This window comes from Ancylobacter crimeensis, assembly GCF_023016805.1.
In the GTDB taxonomy this organism is placed as follows: domain Bacteria; phylum Pseudomonadota; class Alphaproteobacteria; order Rhizobiales; family Xanthobacteraceae; genus Ancylobacter; species Ancylobacter crimeensis.
On sequence record NZ_JALKCH010000006.1, the window covers coordinates 253,149 to 276,384 of the forward strand.

General features: G+C 67.4%; 22 protein-coding genes. 5 read left to right on the top strand and 17 right to left on the bottom strand.

From position 1 onward, the window contains the following. Nucleotides 1-18: 18 nt before the first annotated feature. From MWN34_RS10965 to MWN34_RS10995, 7 genes are all read right to left on the bottom strand, one after another. On the bottom strand, nt 19-600 hold the full coding sequence (locus MWN34_RS10965; RefSeq protein ID WP_247029182.1) for a cupin domain-containing protein: 582 nt from the start codon (nt 598-600) through the stop codon (nt 19-21). A 9-nt stretch (nt 601-609) separates the two neighbouring features. Further along, nucleotides 610-1,869, bottom strand: a complete 1,260-nt coding sequence (locus MWN34_RS10970) for a Zn-dependent hydrolase (protein WP_247029184.1) — start codon at nt 1,867-1,869, stop codon at nt 610-612. Next, nucleotides 1,866-3,368 carry an aldehyde dehydrogenase gene (locus tag MWN34_RS10975; RefSeq protein ID WP_247029186.1) on the bottom strand — a complete coding sequence of 501 codons (1,503 nt, stop codon included), beginning with the start codon at nt 3,366-3,368 and terminating at the stop codon, nt 1,866-1,868. The genes MWN34_RS10970 and MWN34_RS10975 overlap by 4 nt, the downstream gene beginning before the upstream one ends. Nucleotides 3,369-3,412: 44 nt before the next feature. Further along, nucleotides 3,413-4,108 carry an ABC transporter permease gene (locus MWN34_RS10980; RefSeq protein ID WP_247029188.1) on the bottom strand — a complete coding sequence of 232 codons (696 nt, stop codon included), beginning with the start codon at nt 4,106-4,108 and terminating at the stop codon, nt 3,413-3,415. 9 nt (nt 4,109-4,117) lie between these two features. Next, nucleotides 4,118-4,810: an ABC transporter permease gene (locus MWN34_RS10985; RefSeq protein WP_247029190.1), complete on the bottom strand. Its 693-nt coding sequence runs from the start codon at nt 4,808-4,810 to the stop codon at nt 4,118-4,120. A gap of 85 nt (nt 4,811-4,895) precedes the next feature. Further along, nucleotides 4,896-5,681 (bottom strand): transporter substrate-binding domain-containing protein, encoded by a 786-nt coding sequence (locus MWN34_RS10990; RefSeq protein WP_247029192.1) that lies wholly within the window; start codon nt 5,679-5,681, stop codon nt 4,896-4,898. 32 nt (nt 5,682-5,713) lie between these two features. Then, a complete protein-coding gene (locus tag MWN34_RS10995) occupies nt 5,714-6,526 on the bottom strand; it encodes an ABC transporter ATP-binding protein (protein ID WP_425532093.1) in 813 nt (270 codons plus the stop codon). A gap of 189 nt (nt 6,527-6,715) precedes the next feature. Between MWN34_RS10995 and MWN34_RS11000 the strand changes: the two genes are divergently transcribed. Next, nucleotides 6,716-7,669, top strand: coding sequence for an arginase family protein (locus tag MWN34_RS11000; RefSeq protein WP_247029194.1), 954 nt, complete (start codon nt 6,716-6,718; stop codon nt 7,667-7,669). Between the two features lie 39 nt (nt 7,670-7,708). On the opposite strand, the gene ctlX is transcribed toward MWN34_RS11000, so the two are convergent. Further along, on the bottom strand, nt 7,709-8,674 hold the full coding sequence (gene ctlX / locus MWN34_RS11005; RefSeq protein WP_247029196.1) for a citrulline utilization hydrolase CtlX: 966 nt from the start codon (nt 8,672-8,674) through the stop codon (nt 7,709-7,711). A gap of 135 nt (nt 8,675-8,809) precedes the next feature. Between ctlX and MWN34_RS11010 the strand changes: the two genes are divergently transcribed. Further along, nucleotides 8,810-9,235 (top strand): Lrp/AsnC family transcriptional regulator, encoded by a 426-nt coding sequence (locus MWN34_RS11010; RefSeq protein WP_247029198.1) that lies wholly within the window; start codon nt 8,810-8,812, stop codon nt 9,233-9,235. A gap of 91 nt (nt 9,236-9,326) precedes the next feature. Here MWN34_RS11010 and MWN34_RS11015 read toward each other — a convergent pair whose 3' ends face one another. Further along, nucleotides 9,327-10,361, bottom strand: a complete 1,035-nt coding sequence (locus MWN34_RS11015; protein ID WP_247029200.1) for a glutamine synthetase beta-grasp domain-containing protein — start codon at nt 10,359-10,361, stop codon at nt 9,327-9,329. 551 nt (nt 10,362-10,912) lie between these two features. On the opposite strand from MWN34_RS11015, the gene MWN34_RS11020 reads away from it, so the two are divergent. After that, complete coding sequence (locus tag MWN34_RS11020) at nt 10,913-11,122, top strand: DUF2735 domain-containing protein (protein ID WP_247029201.1); 210 nt, start codon at nt 10,913-10,915, stop codon at nt 11,120-11,122. A gap of 67 nt (nt 11,123-11,189) precedes the next feature. Here MWN34_RS11020 and MWN34_RS11025 read toward each other — a convergent pair whose 3' ends face one another. The 4 genes from MWN34_RS11025 to gnd form a co-directional block, all read right to left on the bottom strand. Further along, a complete protein-coding gene (locus MWN34_RS11025) occupies nt 11,190-12,119 on the bottom strand; it encodes a glutaminase (RefSeq protein WP_247029203.1) in 930 nt (309 codons plus the stop codon). Between the two features lie 77 nt (nt 12,120-12,196). Then, on the bottom strand, nt 12,197-13,057 hold the full coding sequence (locus MWN34_RS11030) for a Cof-type HAD-IIB family hydrolase (protein WP_247029205.1): 861 nt from the start codon (nt 13,055-13,057) through the stop codon (nt 12,197-12,199). After that, on the bottom strand, nt 13,054-14,619 hold the full coding sequence (gene zwf, locus MWN34_RS11035; RefSeq protein ID WP_247029207.1) for a glucose-6-phosphate dehydrogenase: 1,566 nt from the start codon (nt 14,617-14,619) through the stop codon (nt 13,054-13,056). Before zwf ends, MWN34_RS11030 begins: the two co-directional genes overlap by 4 nt. Before the next feature lie 6 nt (nt 14,620-14,625). After that, on the bottom strand, nt 14,626-15,621 hold the full coding sequence (gene gnd / locus MWN34_RS11040) for a phosphogluconate dehydrogenase (NAD(+)-dependent, decarboxylating) (protein ID WP_247029209.1): 996 nt from the start codon (nt 15,619-15,621) through the stop codon (nt 14,626-14,628). Nucleotides 15,622-15,933: 312 nt separating this feature from the next. Here gnd and MWN34_RS11045 point away from each other — a divergent pair, with 312 nt between their 5' ends. Continuing rightward, on the top strand, nt 15,934-16,125 hold the full coding sequence (locus MWN34_RS11045; RefSeq protein ID WP_247029211.1) for a hypothetical protein: 192 nt from the start codon (nt 15,934-15,936) through the stop codon (nt 16,123-16,125). 26 nt (nt 16,126-16,151) lie between these two features. On the opposite strand, the gene MWN34_RS11050 is transcribed toward MWN34_RS11045, so the two are convergent. Beyond that, the gene (locus MWN34_RS11050; protein ID WP_247029212.1) at nt 16,152-17,981 is read right to left on the bottom strand and encodes a monovalent cation:proton antiporter-2 (CPA2) family protein; all 1,830 of its coding nucleotides are present in this window, start codon (nt 17,979-17,981) and stop codon (nt 16,152-16,154) included. 205 nt (nt 17,982-18,186) lie between these two features. Between MWN34_RS11050 and MWN34_RS11055 the strand changes: the two genes are divergently transcribed. After that, nucleotides 18,187-19,002: an aminoglycoside phosphotransferase family protein gene (locus tag MWN34_RS11055; RefSeq protein WP_247029383.1), complete on the top strand. Its 816-nt coding sequence runs from the start codon at nt 18,187-18,189 to the stop codon at nt 19,000-19,002. A 198-nt stretch (nt 19,003-19,200) separates the two neighbouring features. Here MWN34_RS11055 and MWN34_RS11060 read toward each other — a convergent pair whose 3' ends face one another. Genes MWN34_RS11060 through fdhF form a run of 3 tightly spaced genes read right to left on the bottom strand, consistent with a single transcriptional unit; the run spans nt 19,201 to nt 23,234 of the window. Next, nucleotides 19,201-19,452 (bottom strand): formate dehydrogenase subunit delta, encoded by a 252-nt coding sequence (locus MWN34_RS11060; RefSeq protein WP_247029213.1) that lies wholly within the window; start codon nt 19,450-19,452, stop codon nt 19,201-19,203. 13 nt (nt 19,453-19,465) lie between these two features. Continuing rightward, nucleotides 19,466-20,362 carry a formate dehydrogenase accessory sulfurtransferase FdhD gene (fdhD, locus tag MWN34_RS11065; RefSeq protein WP_247029214.1) on the bottom strand — a complete coding sequence of 299 codons (897 nt, stop codon included), beginning with the start codon at nt 20,360-20,362 and terminating at the stop codon, nt 19,466-19,468. 16 nt (nt 20,363-20,378) lie between these two features. Further along, nucleotides 20,379-23,234: a formate dehydrogenase subunit alpha gene (gene fdhF, locus MWN34_RS11070; protein WP_247029215.1), complete on the bottom strand. Its 2,856-nt coding sequence runs from the start codon at nt 23,232-23,234 to the stop codon at nt 20,379-20,381. Nucleotides 23,235-23,236: the final 2 nt, after the last annotated feature.

Here is a 23,236-nt window from a genome sequence, read left to right on the forward strand (position 1 = left end):
AGAGCTTGACTGTCGCTGTCAGAAGGTCGGCGGGGTATTGACCCACAGCACGCGGGCCTCTGCGGTGCCTTCGTTGCGATAGCCATGGGGCAGCGACGAATCGAAATAGAAGGAGTCACCCTCGGCGAGCCGGCGCTGATGGCCGTCGACGATGAGGGTGAAGGCTCCCGTCAGCACATAGCCGAACTCCTGTCCGCCGTGGCTGATGACATCCGGGCTGCCGCCCCCGGCCGGAATGACGTGAATGTTGATCTGCAGTAGTTGGTCCGGCCGGTGCGGTACCAGCCGCTCCAGCACCACCTTGTTGCCGGCCCTTATGTGCCCGGTTTCGAGTCGCGGGCGCTCATTCGCCCGCACCACGGTCACGGCTCCCTCGCCCTCCGGCGGAGCGGCGAAGAGCGTGCTCATATTGGTGTCCAGCGCCTGCACCAGCTTGTGCAGCGTTCCGATGGAGGCCTGCGAGCGCCCGTTCTCCAGCTTGGACAGGAAGCCTTCGGTGACGCCGACCCGCTGGCCGAGTTCGGCCAGGCTGAGGCCCATCAGCAGCCGGGCATGCTTGAGCCGGGCGCCGATCCTGACATTCGCGTCGGGCGTTTCCATTGGTACCCCTTAATGTGCCGCGACCATTCCCATGGCATGGCGCAGCATGGCGCGTGCCAGAACCTCGCAACCATCCGCGATGTGCTCCGGCTCGGTCCATTCGTTTTCGTTGTGGCTGATGCCGCCCCGCGAGGGCACGAAGACCATGGCGCCGGGCACGATGCGGGCGAGGTTGCTCGCATCGTGCATCGCTCCGCTCGGCAGCCGACGCGTGGCGGCGCCGATCTCGCAGGCGGCACCCTCGATGACGTCCTGCATCGCCGGATCGAACGCCACCGGCGCGACATCCATGGTCCGGCGCACCGTGCCGACGACGCCCTCAGTGCCGCGCAAGGCTGCAACCGCCTCGGTGATTTCCTGCTCCACCCGCTCCAGCAGACCGACATCCGAATGGCGCAGGTCGACGCTCATCGTGACCCGCCCCGGCACGGTGTTGACCGAGCCGGGTTCGACCGCGACGCGGCCGAAGGTGATGCGGAAGGCGCGATCATGGGCGAGCGCCGCGCCGCGCATTCTCGTGGCGAGGCCGGCGGCGGCCATGAAGGCGTCGCGCCGGTCGGCGGCGGGCGTCGTGCCGGCGTGCCGATCCTCCCCGGCGAGGTCGATCTCCAGCCAGCGCACCCCCTGCACGCCCTCGACCACGCCGATGGGAACGCCCGCGCGTTCCAGCACCGGTCCCTGCTCGATGTGCAGCTCATAATAGCCGGCAATGCGCCCGGAGAACCGCTCGCGTCCGGCATAGCCGATCCGGTGCAGCTCGGACTGGAACGGCACCTGTCCGACCCCGCTCACCGCCATGCCGTCATAAGCCCCGATCGCGCCTATGAAGCCCGCCGAACCGGTGAGGCCAGGCGAAAAACGTACGCCTTCCTCATTGGTCCAGTTCACGAGCGTAATGGCCTGTTCCGTCTCGATCCCGGCCGCGTTCAATCCACGCACCGCCTCGAGCCCCGCCAGCACGCCGAGCACGCCGTCGAACCGGCCGCCATGCGGCTGGGTGTCGAGGTGGCTGCCCACCAGCACATGGCCGGCATCCGGACGCCGGCCCGCACGTGTCGCGAAGACGTTGCCGAACGGATCGACCTGCATCGTCAGGCCTTCTTCCCGGCACCACCGCACGAACAGATCGCGGGCGGCGCGATCCTCGTCGGTGAGTGCCAGCCGGCAGCAGCCTCCGTTCGGCAAGGCACCGATCCGGGCCATGTCCATGAGGCTCGACCACAGCCGCGTCCCGTCGGTCAGGCGGCCGGGCCGCACATGCGCGTTCACAGCGAGATCCACGTCGTCTTGAGGTCGGTGTATTTGTCGAAGGCGTGCAGCGAGAGATCGCGCCCGCTGCCGGACTGCTTCACCCCGCCGAAGGGCGTGCGCACATCCACCGCGTCCACGGTGTTCACGCTCACCGAACCGACGTGAAGAGTGCGTGCGACGCGATGGGCCTGGGCGAGATCATTGGTCCAGACCGAGGCGCCAAGGCCGTACACGGAATCATTGGCGAGGCGCACGACCTCGGCCTCGTCCGCAAAGGTGGAGATGGCGAGAACGGGCCCGAACACCTCCTCGCGCGCCAGCCGCGAGGCAGGGTCGACGCCGGTGAACACGGTGGGGGCGATGAAACAGCCACCGGTCTCGGCGAGAACGCGCTCACCGCCGCAGGCCAGCGTCGCACCTTCACGGCCGATGGCGATATAGTCCATCACCCGCGCGGTGTGCTCCTCGCTCACCATCGCACCCATGCCCGAGGCCGCATCCAGCGGATCGCCCGGCCGGTAGGCATCGACCTTCGCCAGCACGCGGGCGATGAAGTCCTCTGCGATATCGCGATGGACAAAGAGCCGCGACGTTGCCGAGCAGACCTCGCCCTGGTTGAAGAAGATGCCCTGCACGGCGAAGGTCGCGGCACGGTCGAGGTCCTTCGCCTCGGGAAAGACGAGATTGGCGCTCTTGCCGCCGCATTCCAGCCAGATGCGCTTCATGTTCGAGGCGCCGGCATAGCTGAGGAACCGCTTGCCGATCTCGGTCGAGCCGGTGAAGGCGACACAATCGATGCCGGCATGCAGGCCGATCGCCTGCCCCGCCTCGTGTCCGAATCCGGGCAGCACGTTGAACACCCCGTCCGGCACCCCGGCTTCCGCGGCCAGCTCGGCGAGGCGCAACGCGGTGAGCGGGGACTGCTCGGCCGGCTTCAGAATGACGCTGTTGCCGGCCGCGAGGGCGGGCGCGCATTTCCACGCCGCCATCTTGAGCGGGAAGTTCCACGGCACCACCGCGCCGATGACCCCCACCGGCTCATGGTCGATGAGGGCGAACGCACCCTCGCCGGCCCGCACCACCTCACCGTTCAGCTTGTCGCAGGCCTCTCCATACCAGCGGAACACCTCGGCCGAGCCGGGAATGTCCAGCATCGCCGAATCGCGCAGAAGCTTGCCCATGTCGAGCGTCTCGAGCAGAGCGAGCTCCTCGGCATGGACGAGGATAAGGTCGGCGAGCCGCACCAGCACGCGCCGGCGCTCGGCCGGATCGCACCGCGACCAGACCCCGGACTCGAAGCTGCGCCGCGCCGCGATTACCGCGAGATCGACATCGGCCGTTGTGCAGGCGGCGATGTCCGCGATCTTCGCGCCCGTCGCCGGGTTCACATTCTCGAAGCTGCGCCCCTCGACGGCGGGACGGTAGCGCCCATCGATGAAAGCCTCGGTACGGATGGACAGGGCCGCGGCGCGGGCCTGCCAATCGGCGGGGGTTCGGGTGGCGGTGACGATGTTCATGGCGTTTCCCTGTCGCAACCGCTCAGGAGCGGCGCGGCGCGCAGCTAGATGCCGGCGCGCCGCAGGTGGACCAGCAGCTTCTTTTCGAGGAGAGCGAAGGTGAGGCGCAGAAAGCCGACGATGGCCAGATACAGCAGGCCGGCGATCGCGAAGCCTTCATAGGTGAAATAGTAGATGGTGTTGAAGTTGCGCCCCGCCCCCAGCAGGTCGATCACTGTCACGAGGCTGGCGATGGCGGTGGCGTGCAGCAGGAAGATGGTCTCGTTCTCGAGGCTCGGCAGCGAGCGGCGCAGCGCATTGGGCAACACGACGATGCGCAGCGTCTGGAAGGGCGACATGCCGATCGCGCGCGCCGCCTCGACCTCGCCATGGGGAACCGCTTCGATCGCGCCGCGCAGGATCTGGATGAGATAGGCGCAGCTGCCCAGCGTGAAGGCGATGAGCAGGCAGGTCCAGGCCTCGCGCAGCCAGGGCCAGAGCAGGCTGCCGCGGATGAAGGCGAACTGGGCGAGGCCGTAATAGAGCAGATACACCTGAACAATCAGGGGAGTGCCGCGGAACATATAGCTCACCGCTTCGATCAGCGGCGTCGCTACACGCACCTTGCGGGTCACGACCAGCGCCAAAGGAAGCGCCAGCGCGAAGGCGAGTACCGCCGAAAGCACCAGCAGCAGCAGGGTGTTGCCGAGACCGGTGAGGAAGAGCGGGATGTGGTCGGAAAGAACCTGAAAGGCATACATGGCGCGCCCTCACACCCCGGCCGTGCGCGTGCCGCGCGCGAGCCTGCGGCCGAGGGCGCGGAAGGCAAGGTCCGCAAGCCCCGTATAAGCGAGGTACAGCACCATCACGACCAGCATGAAGGTGAAGGGTTCGCGGGTTGAACGGCCGATCGAAAGCGCGGCATAGACCGCATCCTGGAGCCCGATCACCGAAACCAGCGCGCAGGACTTCACCAGCGTCAGCCAGATGTTCCAGTAGCCCGGAAGGGCGAGCCGCATCAGTGGCGGCAGGACGACGACACGAGCCAGCGTCAAGGGCGGCATGCCGACGGCGATGCCGGCCTCGATCTCGCCCTGCGGGATGGAGAGATAGGCGCCGCGGAAGGTCTCTGTGAGATAGGCGCCGAAGATAACCCCGATCGACACGATGCCCGCGGTGAAGGGTTCGATCCGCAGCGGCTCGAGCCGGAGCGCGTCGGCGGTGGCGTTGATGGCGGTCTGACCGCCGAAATAGAGCAGCAGCATCAGCACCAGGGGCGGCATGCCGCGCACCAGCACCGTATAGGCGAGCGCCGCCAGCCGCACCGCCCGGTTGCCGGCGAGCCGCGCCCAGGCACCGCCGAGGCCGATCGCGGTCGCCAGCACCATCGCCCCGAGACTGAGCGCGACGGTCACCAGCATGCCGTGCAGCACGATCGGCAGGAAGTCGGTGAGCACTTTCATGGGAGCGGCTTCACGGCGTCCGGAGCTTGCGGGAAGGGCGAGGCCGGCAGGCCGCTCGCGCGCGGCATGCCGGCCTTCCGCCGGATCACTCGTAGATGTCGAAGGTGAAGTACTTGTCGTTGATCGCCTTGTAGGTGCCGTCGGCACGCATGTCCTTGAACGCCTTGTCCAGCGCCTCCTTCAGCGCGACGTCGTCCTTGCGCATGGCGACGCCGGCGCCCTCGCCGAGGCAGCCGGCATCGCGCACCGGCTCGCCGACCAGCGCGAAGCCCTTGCCGTCATCGCTCTTCAGGAAGGAGTTGGTGATCGCCACCATGCCGTTGAAGGCAAGGTCGATCCGCCCCGAGGTCAGGTCGAGATAAAGGGCATCGGAGTTCGGATAGACCGTGAGCTTGGCCTTCGGATAGGCCTTCTTCACATAACACTCATAGATTCCCGGCACCGCGCCGACCGTGGCACCGCCGAGCGCCGGATCCTTGAAGTCGACCTTCACGTCCGACGTGCCGACGAAGGCGGCGGAGGGACGGTAATAGGGATCGGTGAAGAGAAGCTGCTTCTTGCGTTCCTCGGTGATGCCCATCGAGGAGAAGATGGCGTCGTAGCGGCGGGTCTGCAGGCCGGCGACGATGCCGTCCCAGTCCTGCTGGACGAACGCGCATGTGCGCTTCATCTTCTCGCAGGCGGCCATTGCGATATCGACGTCGAAGCCGACGATCTTGCCGTCCGAGGTCAGCAGGTTGAAGGGCGGATAGGCCGCCTCCGTGGCGAAGACGATGGTCTTGTCCTGGGTCTTGTCCTGCGCTGCGACCGGGCCGGCGAGGGCGCCCATCACGCAGGACAGCGCGAAGCCGAGGGCCAGATAGTTCTTCATCGAGAGTCCCCAGTTTTCATTGAGGCCGCGTTTCAGACGGCGGCCCGGGTCAGGAAGGCTTTCAGGCGTTCGGAACGGGGCGCGCGGAAGAGTTCGCCGGGCGGGCCGGCCTCCTCCACCTCGCCCTTGTGGAGAAACAGGACCTTCGAGGAGACATCGCGGGCGAAGGCCATTTCGTGGGTCACCACGATCATGGTGCGCCCCTCCTCGGCGAGACCGCGTATGACCTTCAGCACCTCGCCGACGAGTTCCGGGTCGAGCGCGGAGGTCGGCTCGTCGAACAGCACCGCCGCCGGCTCCATGGCCAGCGCGCGGGCAATGGCGGCGCGCTGCTGCTGGCCACCGGACATGAAGGCGGGATAGGCGTCGCGCTTTTCGTAGAGCCCGACGCGCTGGAGATAATGCTCCGCGCTCTCCCGGGCCTCGGCCTTCGACCTGCCCTGAACGTGGACCGGTCCGGCCATGACGTTGTCCAGCACATTCATGTGCGACCAGAGATTGAACCCCTGGAACACCATGCCGAGCATGGCGCGGATGCGGCGCACCTGCTTTCTGTCGCCGGCTACGAGTCCCTGCGGACCGGGCCGTAGGTCGAGGTCCTCGCCGCCGATGCGCAGGGATCCGCTGGTCGGCATTTCCAGGAGGTTGAGACAGCGCAGGAAGGTGCTCTTGCCCGAACCGCTGGCGCCGATGATTGAAATCACGTCGTGGTTCGCAGCCTCGAGCGAGATGCCGCGCAGCACGGAAAGCGAGCCGAAATCCTTGCAGATGCGCTGCGCCGCGATGATCGGCTGCGCGCCGGCTGCCTCGCTGTCCCTGTCCACGCCGTGCTGCCCCCCGTCCATTGGGCGGGTACATGGCATCTGTCTGTCGCGTAAGTCAAGTTACTTGACATACGCGATATGCCTATTCACACAAGGCATGGACTGTCGCCGCGCGCTGCGCCGCAGCTCCGAAGCCGCCGCCCTGTCGTCCTGACTTAGCCTTTGCCTTGCCTTGCCTTGTCCCGCCCGTCCCGCCCAATCGAGGCTCCAATGACCGACACGCCCGACCTCGCCGCCCTCTACGGTTCCGCCGCCTCGACCTTCATGGGTCTGGAAGCCTGCAGCGACCTGAACCAACTCAAGGCGCCGGTCGCCTTCATCGGCGCGCCCTGCGCGAGCCCCTACAGCGCGGTGGGCGCCTATTGCCGCCACGCGCCCGACGCGCTACGGGCGGCAACCGTCTCGCTTGCCGCCAATCTCTGGCACTACGATTTCGACCTGGGCGGCCCCATGTTCCCGAGCCGCGAGCTGGCGGCGGTCGATTGCGGCAACCTGCCCTATGACGAGGCGGATGCCCCCGGCAACCGCGAGATCATCCGCAACGCCATTCGTACCATTCGCGCCCGCGGTGCGGTGCCGATCACGGTCGGCGGCGACGATTCCATCCCGATCCCGGTCCTGGAGGCTCTTGGCGAGACAGGCGAGCGCTACACCATTCTCCAGCTCGACGCCCATATCGACTGGCGCGACGAATATATGGGCGAGCGACAGGGCCTCTCCTCCACCATGCGCCGCGCCTCCGAGATGAAGCACATCGAGCGCATCGTCCAGGTCGGCGCGCGCAGCATCGGCTCGGCCCGCCCGCAGGACTATCAGGACGCGCTGGACTGGGGCGTGCGCTTCGTCACCGGATATGAACTGCACCGGCAGGGCGTGGAGGCCGCACTCGCCCTGATCCCGGAAGGCTCCAACATCATCGTCACCACCGACGCCGATGTGATGGACCCCGCGCTCGTGCCCGGAGTCATCGGCCGCTGCCCCGGCGGGCTGAACTATTACCAGATGGTCGATCTCATCAAGGGTGCCGCCGCGCGCGGGCGGATCGCGGCGATGAACTTCGTCGAGTTCATGCCGGAACGCGATGTCAGCGGCCTCGGCGCGCTCAATATCGCCCGTCTCATCATGACCGCGATGGGCGTGCTGGCCCGGCAGGCTGCCCGCTGACGATGCCGGCGCGCCCGGCCGGGCCGGGCGCGCCGCTCCTCAGCCGCGCGGCGACAGGTGGATGCCGGCGAGCATGCAGCGCACCGACCCGCCGGCAAGTTCGATGGTCGGCACTTCCAGCGGCAATAGCTCGACGGAGCGCTCCAGCACCCCGCGCTGTTCCGCGGTGAGGCTGCGGGCGGCGCGGGCGGACAGGGCGAGAATGCGCCCCCCGCGCCCGTCGAGCTCTATTGCATTGCCGGCAAAGTCCTCGATCTGGCGATGGCTCAGCGCCACCACCGCGCGCCCGGCATCGGACAGCCGGTCGGCGACCTCGGCACGCCGGCGCGCATCGCGGATGGTGTCGAGCCCAATCAGCGCAACCTCGGTGCCGACGCACATCAGCACATTCGTGTGGTAGATCGGCCGGCCCGCCGCATCCGCCGCATCGAACACCACCGGCTCGAAATTGAAGTGCGTGCAGAAGCGCTCCAGCGCGATCTCATTGGTCCGGTTCGACCGGGCGGCATAGGCGACGCGTTCAATATGGTCCAGCACCATGGCGCCGGTCCCTTCGAGATAGACCTCGTCCTGCTCCAGCCCCGAATAGTCGATGATGTCCTGCACGCGGTAGCGCTGCTTGAGCATCTCCACCACATCCGCGCGCCGCTCCCGCCGCCGGCTGGGCGAGAACATCGGATAGAGCGCGACATGGCCGCCCGAATGAGTGGAGAACCAGTTGTTGGGGAACACCGAATCCGGCGTCTCGGTGCCCTCGTCCTCGAACAGGTGCACGTCGACGCCCGCTTGTGCCAGCGCCTCCGCGACCGCGCTCACCTCCCGATAGGCATGGGAGGCGAGGCTTCCGCGGCTGCCGGTGACCGGGCACTGGAAGGCATTGTCCGCCGCCGTCGCCTCATTCGGCGTGAAGTGATGCGGGCGGATCATCACAACCGCACGGGGAGCCTGCACGGAGCGCTTGGCGTGGGACGGGACGGGACGGCTCAGGATGGCGGCGGCGTGCATGGTTAAAACCCCTCGCTGGCGATGAACGATGCGAGGGGGATGCTAGGACTACGCAGTTTGCGCCTAGAATCTCCATCCTGTATAAATTTATCAATCCTTCTGAACATTTTGCTCAGTATGAATGATCGATCCGATATGCACGTCTTCGACGATCTCGATCATCGCCTGATCGCCATCCTGCGCGAGGACGGGCGGGCTCCGGTGTCGAAACTGGCGACCATCCTCGGTATCACGCGGGCCACGGTGCAGAAGCGGATCGACCGGCTGCTGGAATCAGGCGCCGTGCTCGGCTTCACCCTGCGGGTGCGACAGGACTATGACGCCTCCGCGATCCGGGCGGTGATGCTGATCGAGGTGACCGGCCGCTCCACGACCGCGGTGATCCGGACGTTGCGCGGCCTGCCGGAGCTGCATGCGCTGCACACCACCAACGGTGGCTGGGACCTGATCGCCGAGATCCGTGCCGCGAGCCTCAGCGATTTCGACCGCGTGCTTCGCCAGGTGCGCACCATAGACGGGGTGCTGAACAGCGAAACCAGTATCCTGCTGAGTTCGGTCTGAGTTACCGGGGGAAGCGAGCCGGCTGCAGACGAAAACGGCGCCGGTCACGAGGACCGGCGCCGCTGGATCTCAAGCCGTTCGGTAAGGTCGATCAGGCCGCAGCGGAGGCCGCGGTCGAGACTTCCGAGATGGTCTTCAGAACCTGGGAAGCGATCTGGTAGGGGTCGCCCTGGGAATTCGGGCGGCGGTCCTCGAGATAGCCCTTGTAGTCGTTCTTGATGAAGGAGTGGGGCACGCGGATCGAAGCACCGCGGTCGGCCACGCCGTAGGAGAACTTGTTCCACGGCGCCGTCTCATGCTTGCCGGTGAGGCGCATGTGGTTGTCCGGGCCGTAGACGGCGATGTGGTCGTCGAGGTTCTTGTCGAACTGCGCCATCAGCGCCTCGAAATAGGCCTTGCCGCCCACTTCGCGCATATACTTCGTGGAGAAGTTGCAGTGCATGCCCGAGCCGTTCCAGTCGGTGTCGCCGAGCGGCTTGCAGTGCCACTCGATGTCGATGCCGTACTTTTCGGTCAGGCGCTGCAGCAGATAGCGGGCCATCCACACTTCGTCGGCCGCCTTCTTGGAGCCCTTGCCGAAGATCTGGAATTCCCACTGGCCCTTCGCGACTTCCGCGTTGATGCCTTCATGGTTGATGCCGGCCTCGAGGCAGAGCTCGAGATGCTCTTCCACGATCTGGCGGGCGACGTCGCCGACATTCTTGAAGCCGACGCCGGTGTAGTACGGGCCCTGCGGCGCGGGATAGCCGTGCTCCGGGAAGCCGAGCGGACGGCCGTCCTTGTAGAAGAAGTACTCCTGCTCGAAGCCGAACCAGGCGCCTTCATCGTCGAGGATCGTGGCGCGGGCGTTGGAAGCATGCGGGGTGACGCCATCCGGCATCATCACTTCGCACATCACCAGAACGCCGTTCTTGCGGGCCGGATCGGGGTAGCACGCGACGGGCTTCAGCACGCAGTCGGAGCTGCGGCCTTCCGCCTGCATGGTCGACGAGCCGTCGAAACCCCAGAGCGGAAGCTCCTCGAGCGCCGGGAAATGGTCGAATTCCTTGATCTGCGTCTTGCCGCGCAGATTCGGGACGGGGGTGTAGCCGTCCAGCCAGATGTACTCGAGTTTGTACTTCGTCATTGCGGGTCTCTCATAAGCTCGGAGCGCGAGGCTTGCCGATGCCGCGCAAGGGGCATCGCCACCGCCAGAGGCTGGCAAGACATAAGCAGGAAGCGTGCCAGATGGGACGACCCCGCGCCCGCGCCGTGATTCGCACGACGCCCGGCCATGGAACAGGCGGCGCCGATCCCCGTTGACCAAGGGTCTCGCGGGACGGTGAGCGGCGAGAGGTAAAACGCAGGGCTGCCATGTCGCAAACGGAGAGGCGGCAGCGGGCGACCGACCCACGGTACGGCGAAGCAGGGTTTGCCCACTTGGAAGGCAGGCCGCCTATCCGATCGGCACAGAAGCGCGGCAGACGTCCAATTTGTGGGCGCACAAATATTCGGCGGATGCTCGTATCGACAGGTCGGGGGCGGAGATTTGCCGGGAGCCGTGGCAATATGGATTGTGCTGAAATTTACGGCAAATACTGCTTTTAGATTAGGCAATCTGCTGCACAACGGGGCATTGAATGCTATATAGGGTTCAAGAGCTGACGCCACGCTGCGCAGCACGTAAGGAGTAAGACGATGCCGACACCGACCATCGCCCCCGAAGGGGCGCAGATCTTCCAGTTCCCGAAGGGCGGCCGCGCCGGCCTGACGGGCGCCCGCGCAAAGGCCCCGCAGCCCTTCGAGATCCCCTCGCTGCAGATCGCCGCCGCCCTCGATGGCAGCTGGTACCATGCCGAGGCGATCCAGGATGCCGAGCACGCCGCCGAACACGAGCGCAAGAACTGACGACATGCGCGTATCCTGTCTCCCATGAGGGGCCGCTCCCGTGAGGTGCGGCCCTTTTTTGTGGGGATCAGGCGCCGAAGATCGACCAGCCCAGCCGCCGGGTCAGCGCTTCCAGCGCGATGCGGCCGAGATGGGAATTGCCGGCGGCATCCAGCCCCGGCGCCCACACCGCGATCGACGCCTTGCCCGGCGCGATGGCGAGGATGCCTCCCCCCACCCCGCTCTTGCCCGGCAAGCCGACGCGATAGGCGAACTCGCCCGAGCCGTCATAATGGCCGCAGGTCAGCATCACCGCATTGATGCGCCGCGCTCGTTCCGGAGGCACCACCGAAAGCCCCGTCACCGGATGCTTGCCGCGCTGCGCGAGGAAGCGGCCCGCCATGGCGAGCTGGCGGCAGTTCATCGCGATCGCGCAATGGTGGAAATAAACGCCCAGCGTGAAATCCACCGGGTTCTCCAGCACCCCATAGGCCTTCATGTAATTGGCGAGCGCCGCATTGCGGAAGCCGGTGCGCTGCTCGGAGGCCGCCACCGCCTCGTCGATGTGCACGTTCTGGTCGTCGGCGAGAAAGCGCATGAAGCGCACGATCTCGCCCAGCGCCTCGCGCGGCTGGTGGCCGGAGAGGATGGTGTCGGTCACCGCGATGGCACCGGCATTGATGAAGGGATTGCGGGGAATGCCCTTCTCATATTCGAGCTGGACGATGGAGTTGAAGGCGCTGCCGGAGGGCTCGCGCCCCACCTTCTTCCACAATCGGTCGCCCGCCTTGCCGAGCGCGAGCGTCAGGGTGAACACCTTCGACACGCTCTGGATCGAGAACGGCACGTCGCAATCGCCGGCCGCCGCGACATTCCCCTCGGTGTCGATGACGGCGAGCCCGAACTGCCGGACATCGACACGGGCCAGTTCGGGAATATAGGTCGCGACCTCGCCACGGTCCGGCCGGGCGCGCATCTCCTCCGCGATCTCCTCGACGACGCGCTGGATGTCCGTCATGCGGTACGTGCCTCCTTCGGCGGGCCTCCCCCGCCGATACCGCAAGCCGGCGCCGGCGTCACCTGTCGGCCAGTCCCTCAGGCACCCGGCGCGCGCGGCAGCACGAAGCGCGCGATGGCCTGCGCCACGCCGTCCTCGGCATTGGTCGCGGTCACCGCATCCGCCTTCGCCTTCACCGCATCGGTGGCGTTGCCCATGGCGATGGCGAGCCCGGCCTTGGCGAACATGGGCAGGTCGTTCGCCATGTCGCCGATCACCGCAACTTCGTCGAGCGCCACGCCGAAATGGCGGGCGAACACCTCCACCGCATGGCCCTTGTCGGTGCCCGGATGGGTGATGTCGAGGTAGTAATGCTGCGAGCGATGCGCCGAGGCGGTGTCGCCGAGCATCGCCTGAAGATCGGCTTCGCACTGCGCCAGCATGTCGTAATCGCTCGACGTGCCGACGATCTTGCCCGCCCGTCCGATGCTGTCGCCGAAATCGCTCACCGCGATCGCGTCGAAGGCGACGGTCCGGGTCTCGCGGGCGACATAGGGGTTGGCCGGGTTGGTGACGTACCACTCATTGTCGGCGAACACCCAGATGTCGGCGCCGCGCGCGCTCATCACCTCGATCGCGGTGCGGGCGGCCGCGAGCGGCACCACATGCTGCTCGATGACGGAAAGGTCCGGCCGCACGATGCAGGAGCCGTTGAATCCGCCGAGGATCTCCAGCCTCAGGGGCTCGATCAGCAGCGTCATGCCCCGCGGCGGCCGGCTCGACACCGCGGCGAAGTGGCAGCCCGCCGCGCGCAGCTTCGCCACCGCCTCCACTGTCGCGGGGCTCACCGCCTTTTCGCGGTTCACCAGCGTTCCGTCGACATCCGACACCATCAGCCGGATCGGCGAGGTGGGGCTCGCAGTGCTGGACGTCGTAGCGTGGGAGGTTGCATCACTCATGGCATCAGCCCCTGTTCGAGCGGCAGCCACTGGAAGCCGTCCTGCGCCAGCAGAACCTCCGCCATCACCGGGCCGCTGGTGCCGGCGACATAGCCATGGATGTCGAGCAGGCCTTCCGAGGTCGCCTGCAGGATCGGCTCCACCGCGCTCCAGCCGGCCTCGATGTTGTCGGCGCGCTGGAACAGGGTCGGGTCGCCGCTGAGACAGTCATAGATGAGCGTCTCGTAGCCGGTGGAAGGCGCCGCCTTGAAGTAGTCGGCATAGCGGAAATCCATATCCACCTCGGAGAGCCGCACCCGCCGCCCCGGCACCTTGGCGGCGAAGCGCAGCGAAATGCCTTCGTCCGGCTGCACATTGATGACCAGCACGTTGGGCGAGAGTTCGCAATCCGGCTTGTCGCGGAACAGCACGCCCGGCGCCCGCTTGAAATGGATCGCGATCTCGGTGCGCCGCACCGCCAGCGACTTGCCGGTGCGGATGTAGAAGGGCACGCCGTTCCAGCGCCAGTTGTCGACGAAGCACTTCATCGCGACATAGGTTTCGGTGCGGCTTGAGGGGTCGACATCCGGCTCGCGGCGATAGTCCGCGACATGCTGGCCGAGCACGGTGCCCGCGCGGTACTGGCCACGCACCACGTAGTTCGGCGCGTCGGACTTGCGGATGCGCCGCACCGCCTCGATCACCTTGGCCTTCTCGGTGCGCACCGCGTCGGCGTCGAAGGAGTTCGGCGGCTCCATTGCGGTCATGGCGAGAAGCTGGAAGATGTGGTTCGGCACCATGTCGCGCAGCGCGCCCGTGGCGTCGTAGAAGCGGGCGCGCTTTTCCACGCCCACCGTCTCGGCCGCGGTGATCTGCACATGCTCGACATGGTCGCGGTTCCAGATCGGCTCGAAGATGCCGTTGCCGAACCGGAAGGCCATGACATTCTGGACCGTTTCCTTGCCGAGGAAATGGTCGATCCGGTAGATCTGGCTCTCTCCGCCCACCGAGAGCAGCGTGCGGTTGAGAGCGCGCGCCGAGGCGAGATCGGTGCCGAAGGGCTTTTCGATGACGATGCGGCGGAAGGCCTTGTCGCCCTCCTGCATCAGCCCGGCAGCGCCGAGCTGCTCGGCGATGATGGAGAAGAAGCGCGGCGCCACGGCGAAATAGAACACCGCATTGCCGTCGCCGGCTTCCTTCATCCGCTTTTCCAGCCGCTCGCGGATGCGGTCATAGGTTTCCGGATTTTCGAAATCGCCGGACAGATAGTCGATGCGCTGGACCAGCCAGTTCCAGATCGGCTCCTTGATCTCGTGGCCGGCCGCCGCGAGCTGGTGCACCGATTCGGTGAGGTGGTTGCGGAAATCCTCGGTCGAGCCTTCGATGTGGTCGACACCGATCACATCGAAATGCCCGTCCAGCACGCCCTCATGGGCGAGATTGTAGAGCGAAGGCATCAACAGGCGCTTGGTCAGGTCGCCATAGCCGCCGAAGATGAAGAGCGCGGAGGGCGGTGCGGGCGCGGCATCCGCCGGGAGCACCGCCTGGCCGTAGCCGGCGGGCAGGACTGCCTGGTCGTTCATGTGCGCTCAACCTTCCTTGACCGGGGTGACCGGCTGCTCGACATGGCCGCCGAACTGGAAGCGCATGGCGGACAGCAGCTTCTCGCCGAAGGTGTGGTCCTGCCGCGAGCGGAACCGGGTGTAGAGCGCGGCGGAGAGCACCTCGGCGGACACCGCCTCCTCGATCGCCGCCATCACGGTCCAGCGCCCCTCGCCCGAATCCGCCACCGCCCCGGAGAAATCGGACAGCGTCTCGTTCTTGGCGAGCGCGATGGCGCACAGGTCGAGCAGCCAGGACGACACCACGCTGCCGCGCCGCCACACCTCGGCGATGTCGGCCATGTCGAGGCTGTAGCGCTCGTTTTCCGGCAGCTCGGTCGAATCCTTGCGCTTCAGGATCTCGAAGCCCTCGGCATAGGCCTGCATCATGCCGTATTCGATGCCGTTGTGGATCATCTTCACGAAATGGCCGGAACCGGCCGGGCCGGTGTGCAGGTAGCCCTGCTCGACACGGTGGTCGCGGCTTTCGCGGCCGGGGGTCGCGGGGATCTCGCCGCGGCCGGGCGCCAGTGCCGCGAAGATCGGATCGAGCCGGTCCACGGAGGCCTTCTCGCCGCCGATCATCATGCAATAGCCGCGCTCCAGTCCCCACACCCCGCCCGAGGTTCCGACATCGACATAGACGATGCCCTTCTCGCGCAGGCTGGCGGCGCGGCGGATGTCGTCCTTGTAGAAGCTGTTGCCGCCGTCGATGATGACATCGCCGGGCTCCATCACGGCGGCCAGCGCGTTCACGGTCTGCTCGGTCGGCGCGCCGGCGGGCAGCATCACCCACACCGCGCGCGGCGCATCGAGCTTGCCGACCAGATCCTCCAGCCCTGCAGCCCCGGTCGAGCCGTCGGCGGCAAGGTCGGAGACCGCGGCCTCGTTGCGGTCCCACACCACGCAGGAATGGCCGGCGCGGGTGAGCCGCCGCGCAATGTTACCGCCCATACGCCCGAGACCGACAATTCCGAGTTGCATCCATTCCTCCATCGCCGCCGGGGTAGCGGCCGACCGGCCGGCACGGCCGGCTGAAAACCGACGCGCAGCAATGACATGGCTGTGCGGCAGGCGCGCGACACTACGCCACGCGCGCGGGGCCGACGCAAGTTCCCGCGGGGTTCGCCGCAGCGCTGTGCAGAAAACCGGCCGGACTCCGCGGCTTTGCGGGCTGCATCAATGTCACACGCGCTCAAATGCGACGAAAACACCCATACGGGCGGGAACCGGAACGCTTCATCCTGCGTCATGTGGCTGCGTCGCCCCTCCGGCCCGGCATCCTGAGGTACCTCCATGCACCGCATGCGCACCCGCCTGATCTCCGTAACCGGCGTTCTGCTGGCAGGCCTTCTTGCGATCCATGCCTACGGCCCTGCGCTGGGTGACGAGGCCTGCGCCGGGATCCTGCTCGGTACGCTGGCGCTCGCGGTCGCGGTCTTCCGCCGGCTCGATCCGGACTGGCTGCCGAGCCGCCGCGACCACTGATGAGCTCGCGGGCGATTCGCCCGGAATCAGCCGGAGAACTCGGTCTCGTGGCGCAGCACGTCCTCGGCCTCCGGGTTGAGGGGCTGGGCGCTGCGGCCGGGCACGACCAGCGGCTCGGGCTCGGCGCGGTCGATGCCGTAGTCCACGCCTTCCGCCTCCTGCCGCAGCAGCCGCTCGTAATCGCGCTCGCGCACGGTCTCGATGACACCCTTCGACGTCTCGGCATCGATGCCCGCCGCCCGCAAGGTCGATTCGCCGAAGGCAAGGGCCGATTCCAGCGTCTCGCGCATCTCGTAATCGACCGCCATCGCCCGCAGCTCCAGCGAATGGGTGCGGTCATAGGAGCGGACATAGAGCCTGGCGTCGGGCATGTTGGTCCGCAGGATGTCGACGATCCGGTTGGTGACCTCGCGCTTGTCGACGCAGACGGCGATGACCCGCACCTTCTCCGCGCCCGCGGCGCGCAGCACGTCGAGCCGGGTTCCGTCGCCATAGAAGATGCGGAAGCCGAAGCGGCCGGCCCCCTGGATCATCTCCACATCATTGTCGATGATCGTGACCTCCAACCCCTGCGCCAGCAGGCATTGGGAGACGATCTGGCCGAACCGGCCGAAGCCGACCACCAGCACCGAGCCATGCGCGTCGGAGAAATCATCGGCGTCCGGCACGACGGGCGCGGGCTCCAGCCGGCGGGCGATGCGCTCGCCGATGAGCGAGACCGGCGGCCCGAGCAGCATCGACATCGCCGCGCAGGCGGACAGCATGTCGGACTGCCGCGAACTGATGAGACCGAAACTGAGGGCAACCGGGAACAGCACGAAGGAGAACTCGCCCGCCGAGGTCAGCACCGTGGCCGAGCGCACCGCATCCGCCCGCGTCCCCTCGGAAAAGCGGAACACCGCCCACACCGACACCGCCTTGACGAGGGTGATGAGCACCGTTCCGGCGATCAGCAGACCGGCATTGCTGATGACGACATCGGCATTGATCGACATGCCGACGCCCATGAAGAACAGCGCCAGCAGCAGTCCGCGAAACGCGTCGAGATTGGCTTCGAGCTCGTGGCGGAAGGCGGATTCGGACAGCACCACGCCCGCGAGGAACGCGCCGAGCGCCATCGACATGCCGACGGAAGCCATCAGCGCCCCGGCGCCCAGCACCACCAGCAGGGCGGCCGCCGTCATCGCCTCGCGCGCGCCGGTGCGGGCCAGCATGCGGAACAGGGGATTCAGCGCATAGCGTCCCGCCAGCACCACCGCCGCGACCGCCAGCACCACCAGCCCGACATCGGCCAGCGCCTCTCCCCAGCTCTCCTGCTCGTGCACGCCGGGCGCGATGAGGGGCATCATCGCCAGCAGCGGCACCACCGCCATGTCCTGGAACAGCAGCACCCCGAAGGCGCGCTGGCCATAGGGCTGATTCAGCCCGTTCTTCTCCTCCAGCAATTGCAGCGCGATGGATGTGGCGGAAAGCGCCAGCGCGAGACCGGCGACGAAGCCGCTGCGCCAGTCGAAGCCATAGCCGAGATAATGCACCAGCGTCGCGATGGCGGTGCCGCTGATGATGAGCTGCGCCGTGCCGAGCCCGAAGATTGCCTTGCGCAAGGCAAGCAGGCGCGAGGGTTGCAGTTCCAGCCCGATGATGAAGAGCAGCAGCACCACGCCGATCTCGGCGACGGTGAGGATGCGCTCCGGTTCGCTGAACACCTTGAACCCCGAGGGCCCGATGGCGACGCCGGCGATGAGATAGCCGACGATGGGGGACAGTCCGAGCCGCTTGGTGAGCGGAACCGCGATGACCGCCATGCCGAGGAAGACCAAAGCGCCGAACAGCAGGCTGTGGGCGTCTTGATGCATGGGCGGCTCCCTCGCTTGTCGTCCGCGGGCCTTCGGACCTTCCGTCTGTGACCGGACGGCATGGCGGAAGGATGGTCGCGGGGCACCGTCCGTAACGGCAATCGTCCATAGTGTCGGGCGGGCGGGCGAACGCCGTCAACCCGTCGCTCGCGGCCGGGCAGGAGCCAAACGGGCGAGCCGCATGGCTGCGTGCTATCGTTCCGCCATGTTCCGCACCTGGATCGAGCGCTGGCGCCTCGTCCCCGATGGCGAGCCGCTCGCCACGCCCCTCGCCCGGCTACTGCCGGTGCGCCGCGACGGCGCGCCCGCCATGCTCAGGATCGCCGACGGGGAGGAGAGGCGCCGCGGCGCGGCGCTGATGGCGTGGTGGGCGGGGGACGGCGCGGCGCGCGTCCTCGCCCGCGACGGGACGGCGCTGCTGCTGGAACGGGCGACCGGAGGCGGCGCGCTCGCCGACATGGCGCGCGAGGGGCAGGACGACGACGCCTGCCGGATTCTCTGCGCCACCGCCGCGCGGCTGCATCGTCCACGCGCCCTGCCGCCTCCCGAGCTTGTGCCGCTCGGGGTGTGGTTCCGGGCACTGGAGTCGGCCGCGGCGCGCCATGGCGGCCTGCTCGTGCGGAGCGCGCAGGCGGCGCGCGGGCTGTTGGCCGAGCCGTGCCGGCTGCGTGTGCTCCATGGCGACCTGCACCACGGCAATGTGCTGGATTTCGTGGCGCGCGGCTGGCTCGCGATCGACCCCAAAGGGTTGCTGGGCGAACCCGGCTTCGACCTCGCCAATCTTTTCATCAATCCCGATCTCGCCGATCCGGCGCGGCCGGTGGCGAGCGTGCCCGGCCGCCTCGCGCGCCGCGTGGCGGTGGTCGCGGCGGCGGCCGATCTGGAGCCTCGACGGCTGCTGCTGTGGATTCTGGCGTGGGCCGGACTATCGGCGGCGTGGTTCATGGAAGATGGCGACGACACCCGCGCCGCCATCGCCCTCGCCCTTGCCCGGCTTGCCGCCGGGGAACTGGACCGGTGACGGCCTGCCGGTCTTTCGTTCACGAGGCAAGGGCATTTCCGGTGAAGACCGGTTCACCGGAAATGCCCTCGGTCTCCGTTTCCACGCATTTTCTTCACGCGAACCGGTATCCACGTCGCTCGAAAATACTCCAGGCCCGGCACGCGCAAAAGCCGCCGTCACGGAGAAGACGGCAGCTTTTCGTCAACGATGCGAGGCTCAGTGATGGGCCGGGGCGACGGCGTGGGGAATCGCGGTGCGGCTCACCGGCTTGAGGGTGCGGAAGGCTTCCAGCACATGCGGCTTCAGGCCTTGGCCGTCGGTCTTCGCGATGTGGTCCTCCATGCGGGCGCGCATGCGCGGATCCCAGAACTTCTCGATATGCCCGGCAATGCCCGGCACCACCGTCTCCTTGCGCTGGGCGTCGAAGAAGGTGCCGATCTGGTTCGCCATATAGACGAGGCGGCGCATCGTTTCTTCCGGGTCATGCGACATGGGCGGTCTGGTCCGTGCTCTGCGTGTCGTGCGTAGGGGTGGTGTCTTGCTTAAGGCGGTCTTGGGTCTGCGAATCGTCCGTCAGCACCCGGTGCGGGTGGGTGAAGACCTCGAATCCGTCGTCGCGGGCGACCGCGACCAGGGTGATGCCGGCGGCTTCCGCGGTGCGGACCGCCAGCGCCGTGGGGGCGGACACTGCGACCAGCACGACGGCGCCGAGCATCGCGGTCTTCTGCACCATCTCGATCGACACCCGGCTGGTGAGCAGGACGATGCCCCCCTCCGCCGCACGGCCCTCGCGGACCAGATGGCCGACCAGCTTGTCGAGCGCATTATGGCGCCCGACATCCTCGCGCACCGCGATCAGCCCGGCCTCCGGCTCCCAGAAGGCGGCGGCGTGGACCGCGCGCGTTTCCCGGTTCAATGCCTGCGCCGGTCGCAAGGCGGCGATGGCGCGGGCGATCTGCGTGCCGGTGAAAGCGCGGCCCGCCCCGACCTGCCGGGCAGGGCGCACCGCGATCTCCAGGCTCTCCACCCCGCACAGGCCGCAGCCGGTCGGACCGGCGAGGCGCCGGCGCCGGTCGGCGGCATCGGCGGCGCGCTCGCCCGAAAGCCAGAGCCGCACCTCGACGCCGGGAAGGCCTTCCTTCTCGAAGGACAGGGTCTCGATCTGCTCGATCTCGGACAGATCGCGGATCACCCCTTCGGTGAGGCTGAAGCCGACGCCGAAATCCTCGAGGTCGGCCGGGGTTGCCATCATCACGGCATAGGTCGAGCCGTTATGGACGATGGCGACCGGCACTTCCTCGGGGATGGTCCGCTCGCCGGCCACGACGCCATCGCCGGTGACGGCAAGACGCGGGGCACGGCGAACGACCGGGATCATCGCGATACGCTCCGCCTCACTCCGCCGCCGTCGCGATGCGACGGCTCTGGCGCGAGAAGGCGTCGTATTCTTCCTGCCACTCGGACGGGCCGTTGGAACGCGAGATCTGCACCGCCGTCACCTTGAACTCGGGGCAATTGGTCGCCCAGTCGGAGAAGTCCGTGGTGACGACGTTAGCCTGCGTGTCCGGGTGATGGAAGGTGGTGTAGACGACGCCCGGCGCGACGCGGTCGGTGATCAGCGCGCGCAGCGTGGTGGCGCCGGCGCGGCTGTCGATCCGCACCCAGTCGCCGTCACGCACGCCGCGCAGCTCGGCATCGTTCGGATGAAGCTCGAGGCGATCCTCCGGGTGCCAGGCGACGTTGGCGGTGCGGCGGGTCTGCGCGCCGACATTGTAGTGCGACAGGATGCGCCCGGTGGTGAGCAGCAGCGGGAAGCGGGCCCCGGTGCGCTCGTCGGTCGGCACATATTCGGTGATGACGAACTTGCCCTTGCCGCGCGCGAAGCCGTTGATGTGCATGATCGGCACACCTTCGGGATTGGCTTCGTTGCACGGCCACTGCACCGAGCCCATCTCGTCGAGCCGGGCGAAGGACACGCCGGAGAAGCTCGGCGTCAGCGCCGCGATCTCGTCCATCACCTGCGAGGGGTGGGTGTAGGTCCAGCCCATGTCCATCGCATTGGCGAGGAGCTGGGTGACTTCCCAGTCGGCATAGCCGTTCTTCGGCGCCATCACCTTGCGCACGAGCTGGATGCGGCGCTCGGCATTGGTGAAGGTGCCGTCCTTCTCCAGGAAGGTGCAGCCCGGCAGGAAGACATGGGCGAAGCGCGCCGTCTCGTTCAGGAACAGGTCCTGCACGATCACGAGGTCCATCGCCGCGAGGCCCGCCGAGACGTGGCGGGTGTCGGGGTCGGACTGCAGGATGTCTTCGCCCTGGATGTAGATGGCCTTGAAGGTGCCGTCGACCGCGGCGTCCAGCATGTTCGGGATACGCAGGCCGGGCTCGGGATCGAGCGGACGGCCCCACATCGCCTCGAAGGTGGCGCGGGTGGCGTCGTCGGAGATGTGGCGGTAGCCGGGCAGCTCATGGGGGAACGAGCCCATGTCGCACGAACCCTGCACGTTGTTCTGGCCGCGCAGCGGGTTCACGCCGACACCGCGGCGGCCGATATTGCCGGTCGCCATGGCGAGGTTGGCGATCGCCATGACGGTGGTTGAGCCCTGCGAATGCTCGGTGACGCCGAGGCCGTAATAGATCGCCGCATTGCCGCCGGTGGCATAGAGCCGGGCCGCGCCGCGGATGAGATGGGCCGGCACGCCGGACAGCTTCTCGACCTCTTCCGGCGAATTCCGCTGGTCGGCTGCGAACTCGGCCCAGTCCTGGAATTCCTCCCAGTCGCAGAACTGGCGGACATAGTCCTCGTTCACCAGGCCTTCGGTGACAATGACATGGGCCATCGAGGTGACGACGGCGACATTGGTGCCCGGCTGCAGCGGGAGATGGAAATCGGCCTTGATGTGCGGCGAGCGCACGAGGTCGATGCGGCGCGGATCGAGCACGATCAGCTTCGCGCCCTCGCGCAGCCGCTTCTTCATGCGCGAGCCGAACACCGGGTGGCCGTCGGTCGGGTTGGCGCCGATGACGAGGATGACGTCGGAATCCTCGACCGAATCGAAGTCCTGCGTGCCCGCCGAGGTGCCGAAGGCCTGGTTGAGACCGTAGCCGGTCGGCGAGTGGCAGACGCGGGCGCAGGTGTCGACATTGTTGGTGCCGAAGCCGGCGCGGATCAGCTTCTGGACGAGATAGGCTTCCTCATTGGTGCAGCGCGAGGAGGTGATGCCGCCGATGGCGCGGCGGCCATAGGTGTCGCGGATATGGGTCAGCTTCTGCGCGGTGAAGCTCAGCGCCTCGTCCCACGAGACCTCGCGCCACGGGTCGGAGACCTTGTCGCGGATCATCGGCTTCAGGATGCGGTCCTGGTGCATGGCATAGCCCCAGGCGAAGCGGCCCTTCACGCAGCTATGGCCGCGATTGGCCTTGCCGTCCTTCCACGGCACCATGCGCACCACTTCCTGGCCGCGCATCTCCGCCTTGAAGGCGCAGCCGACGCCGCAATAGGCGCAGGTGGTGACGACGGAATGCTCCGGCTGGCCGATCTGGATCAGCGCCTTCTCGGCCAGCGTCGCGGTCGGGCAGGCCTGCACGCAGGCGCCGCAGGACACGCATTCCGAGGTGAGGAAGGCTTCCGACTGGCCGGGCGAGACGCGGGACGAGAAGCCGCGGCCGGCGATGGTCAGCGCGAAGGTGCCCTGCACTTCCTCGCAGGCCCGCACGCACCGGTTGCAGACGATGCACTTGGCCGGGTCATAGGTGAAATAGGGGTTCGACTCGTCCTTCGGCATGGTGAGCTCGGAGGCCGGGGCGAAATGGTTCGCGCCCTCCATGCCGTAGCGCACCTCGCGCAGGCCGACCGCGCCGGCCATGTCCTGAAGTTCGCAGTCGCCATTGGCGGCGCAGGTCAGGCAGTCCAGCGGGTGGTCGGAGATGTAGAGTTCCATCACCCCCTTGCGGAGCTGCTTGAGCCGCTCGGTCTGGGTGTGCACCTTCATGCCCGGGCCGACCGGGGTGGTGCAGGAGGCCGGCGTGCCGGCGCGGCCCTCGATCTCGATAAGGCAGAGCCGGCAGGAGCCGAAGGCGTCCAGCATGTCGGTGGCGCAGAGCTTGGGGATCTGCGTCCCCATCTCCATCGCCGCGCGCATGATCGAGGTGCCCTCGGCGACGCTGATCTCAACGCCGTCGATGGTGAGGGTCACCATCTTGTCGGTTTTCGGGGCGGGCGTACCGTAATCGATCTCATGAACGAGAGACATGA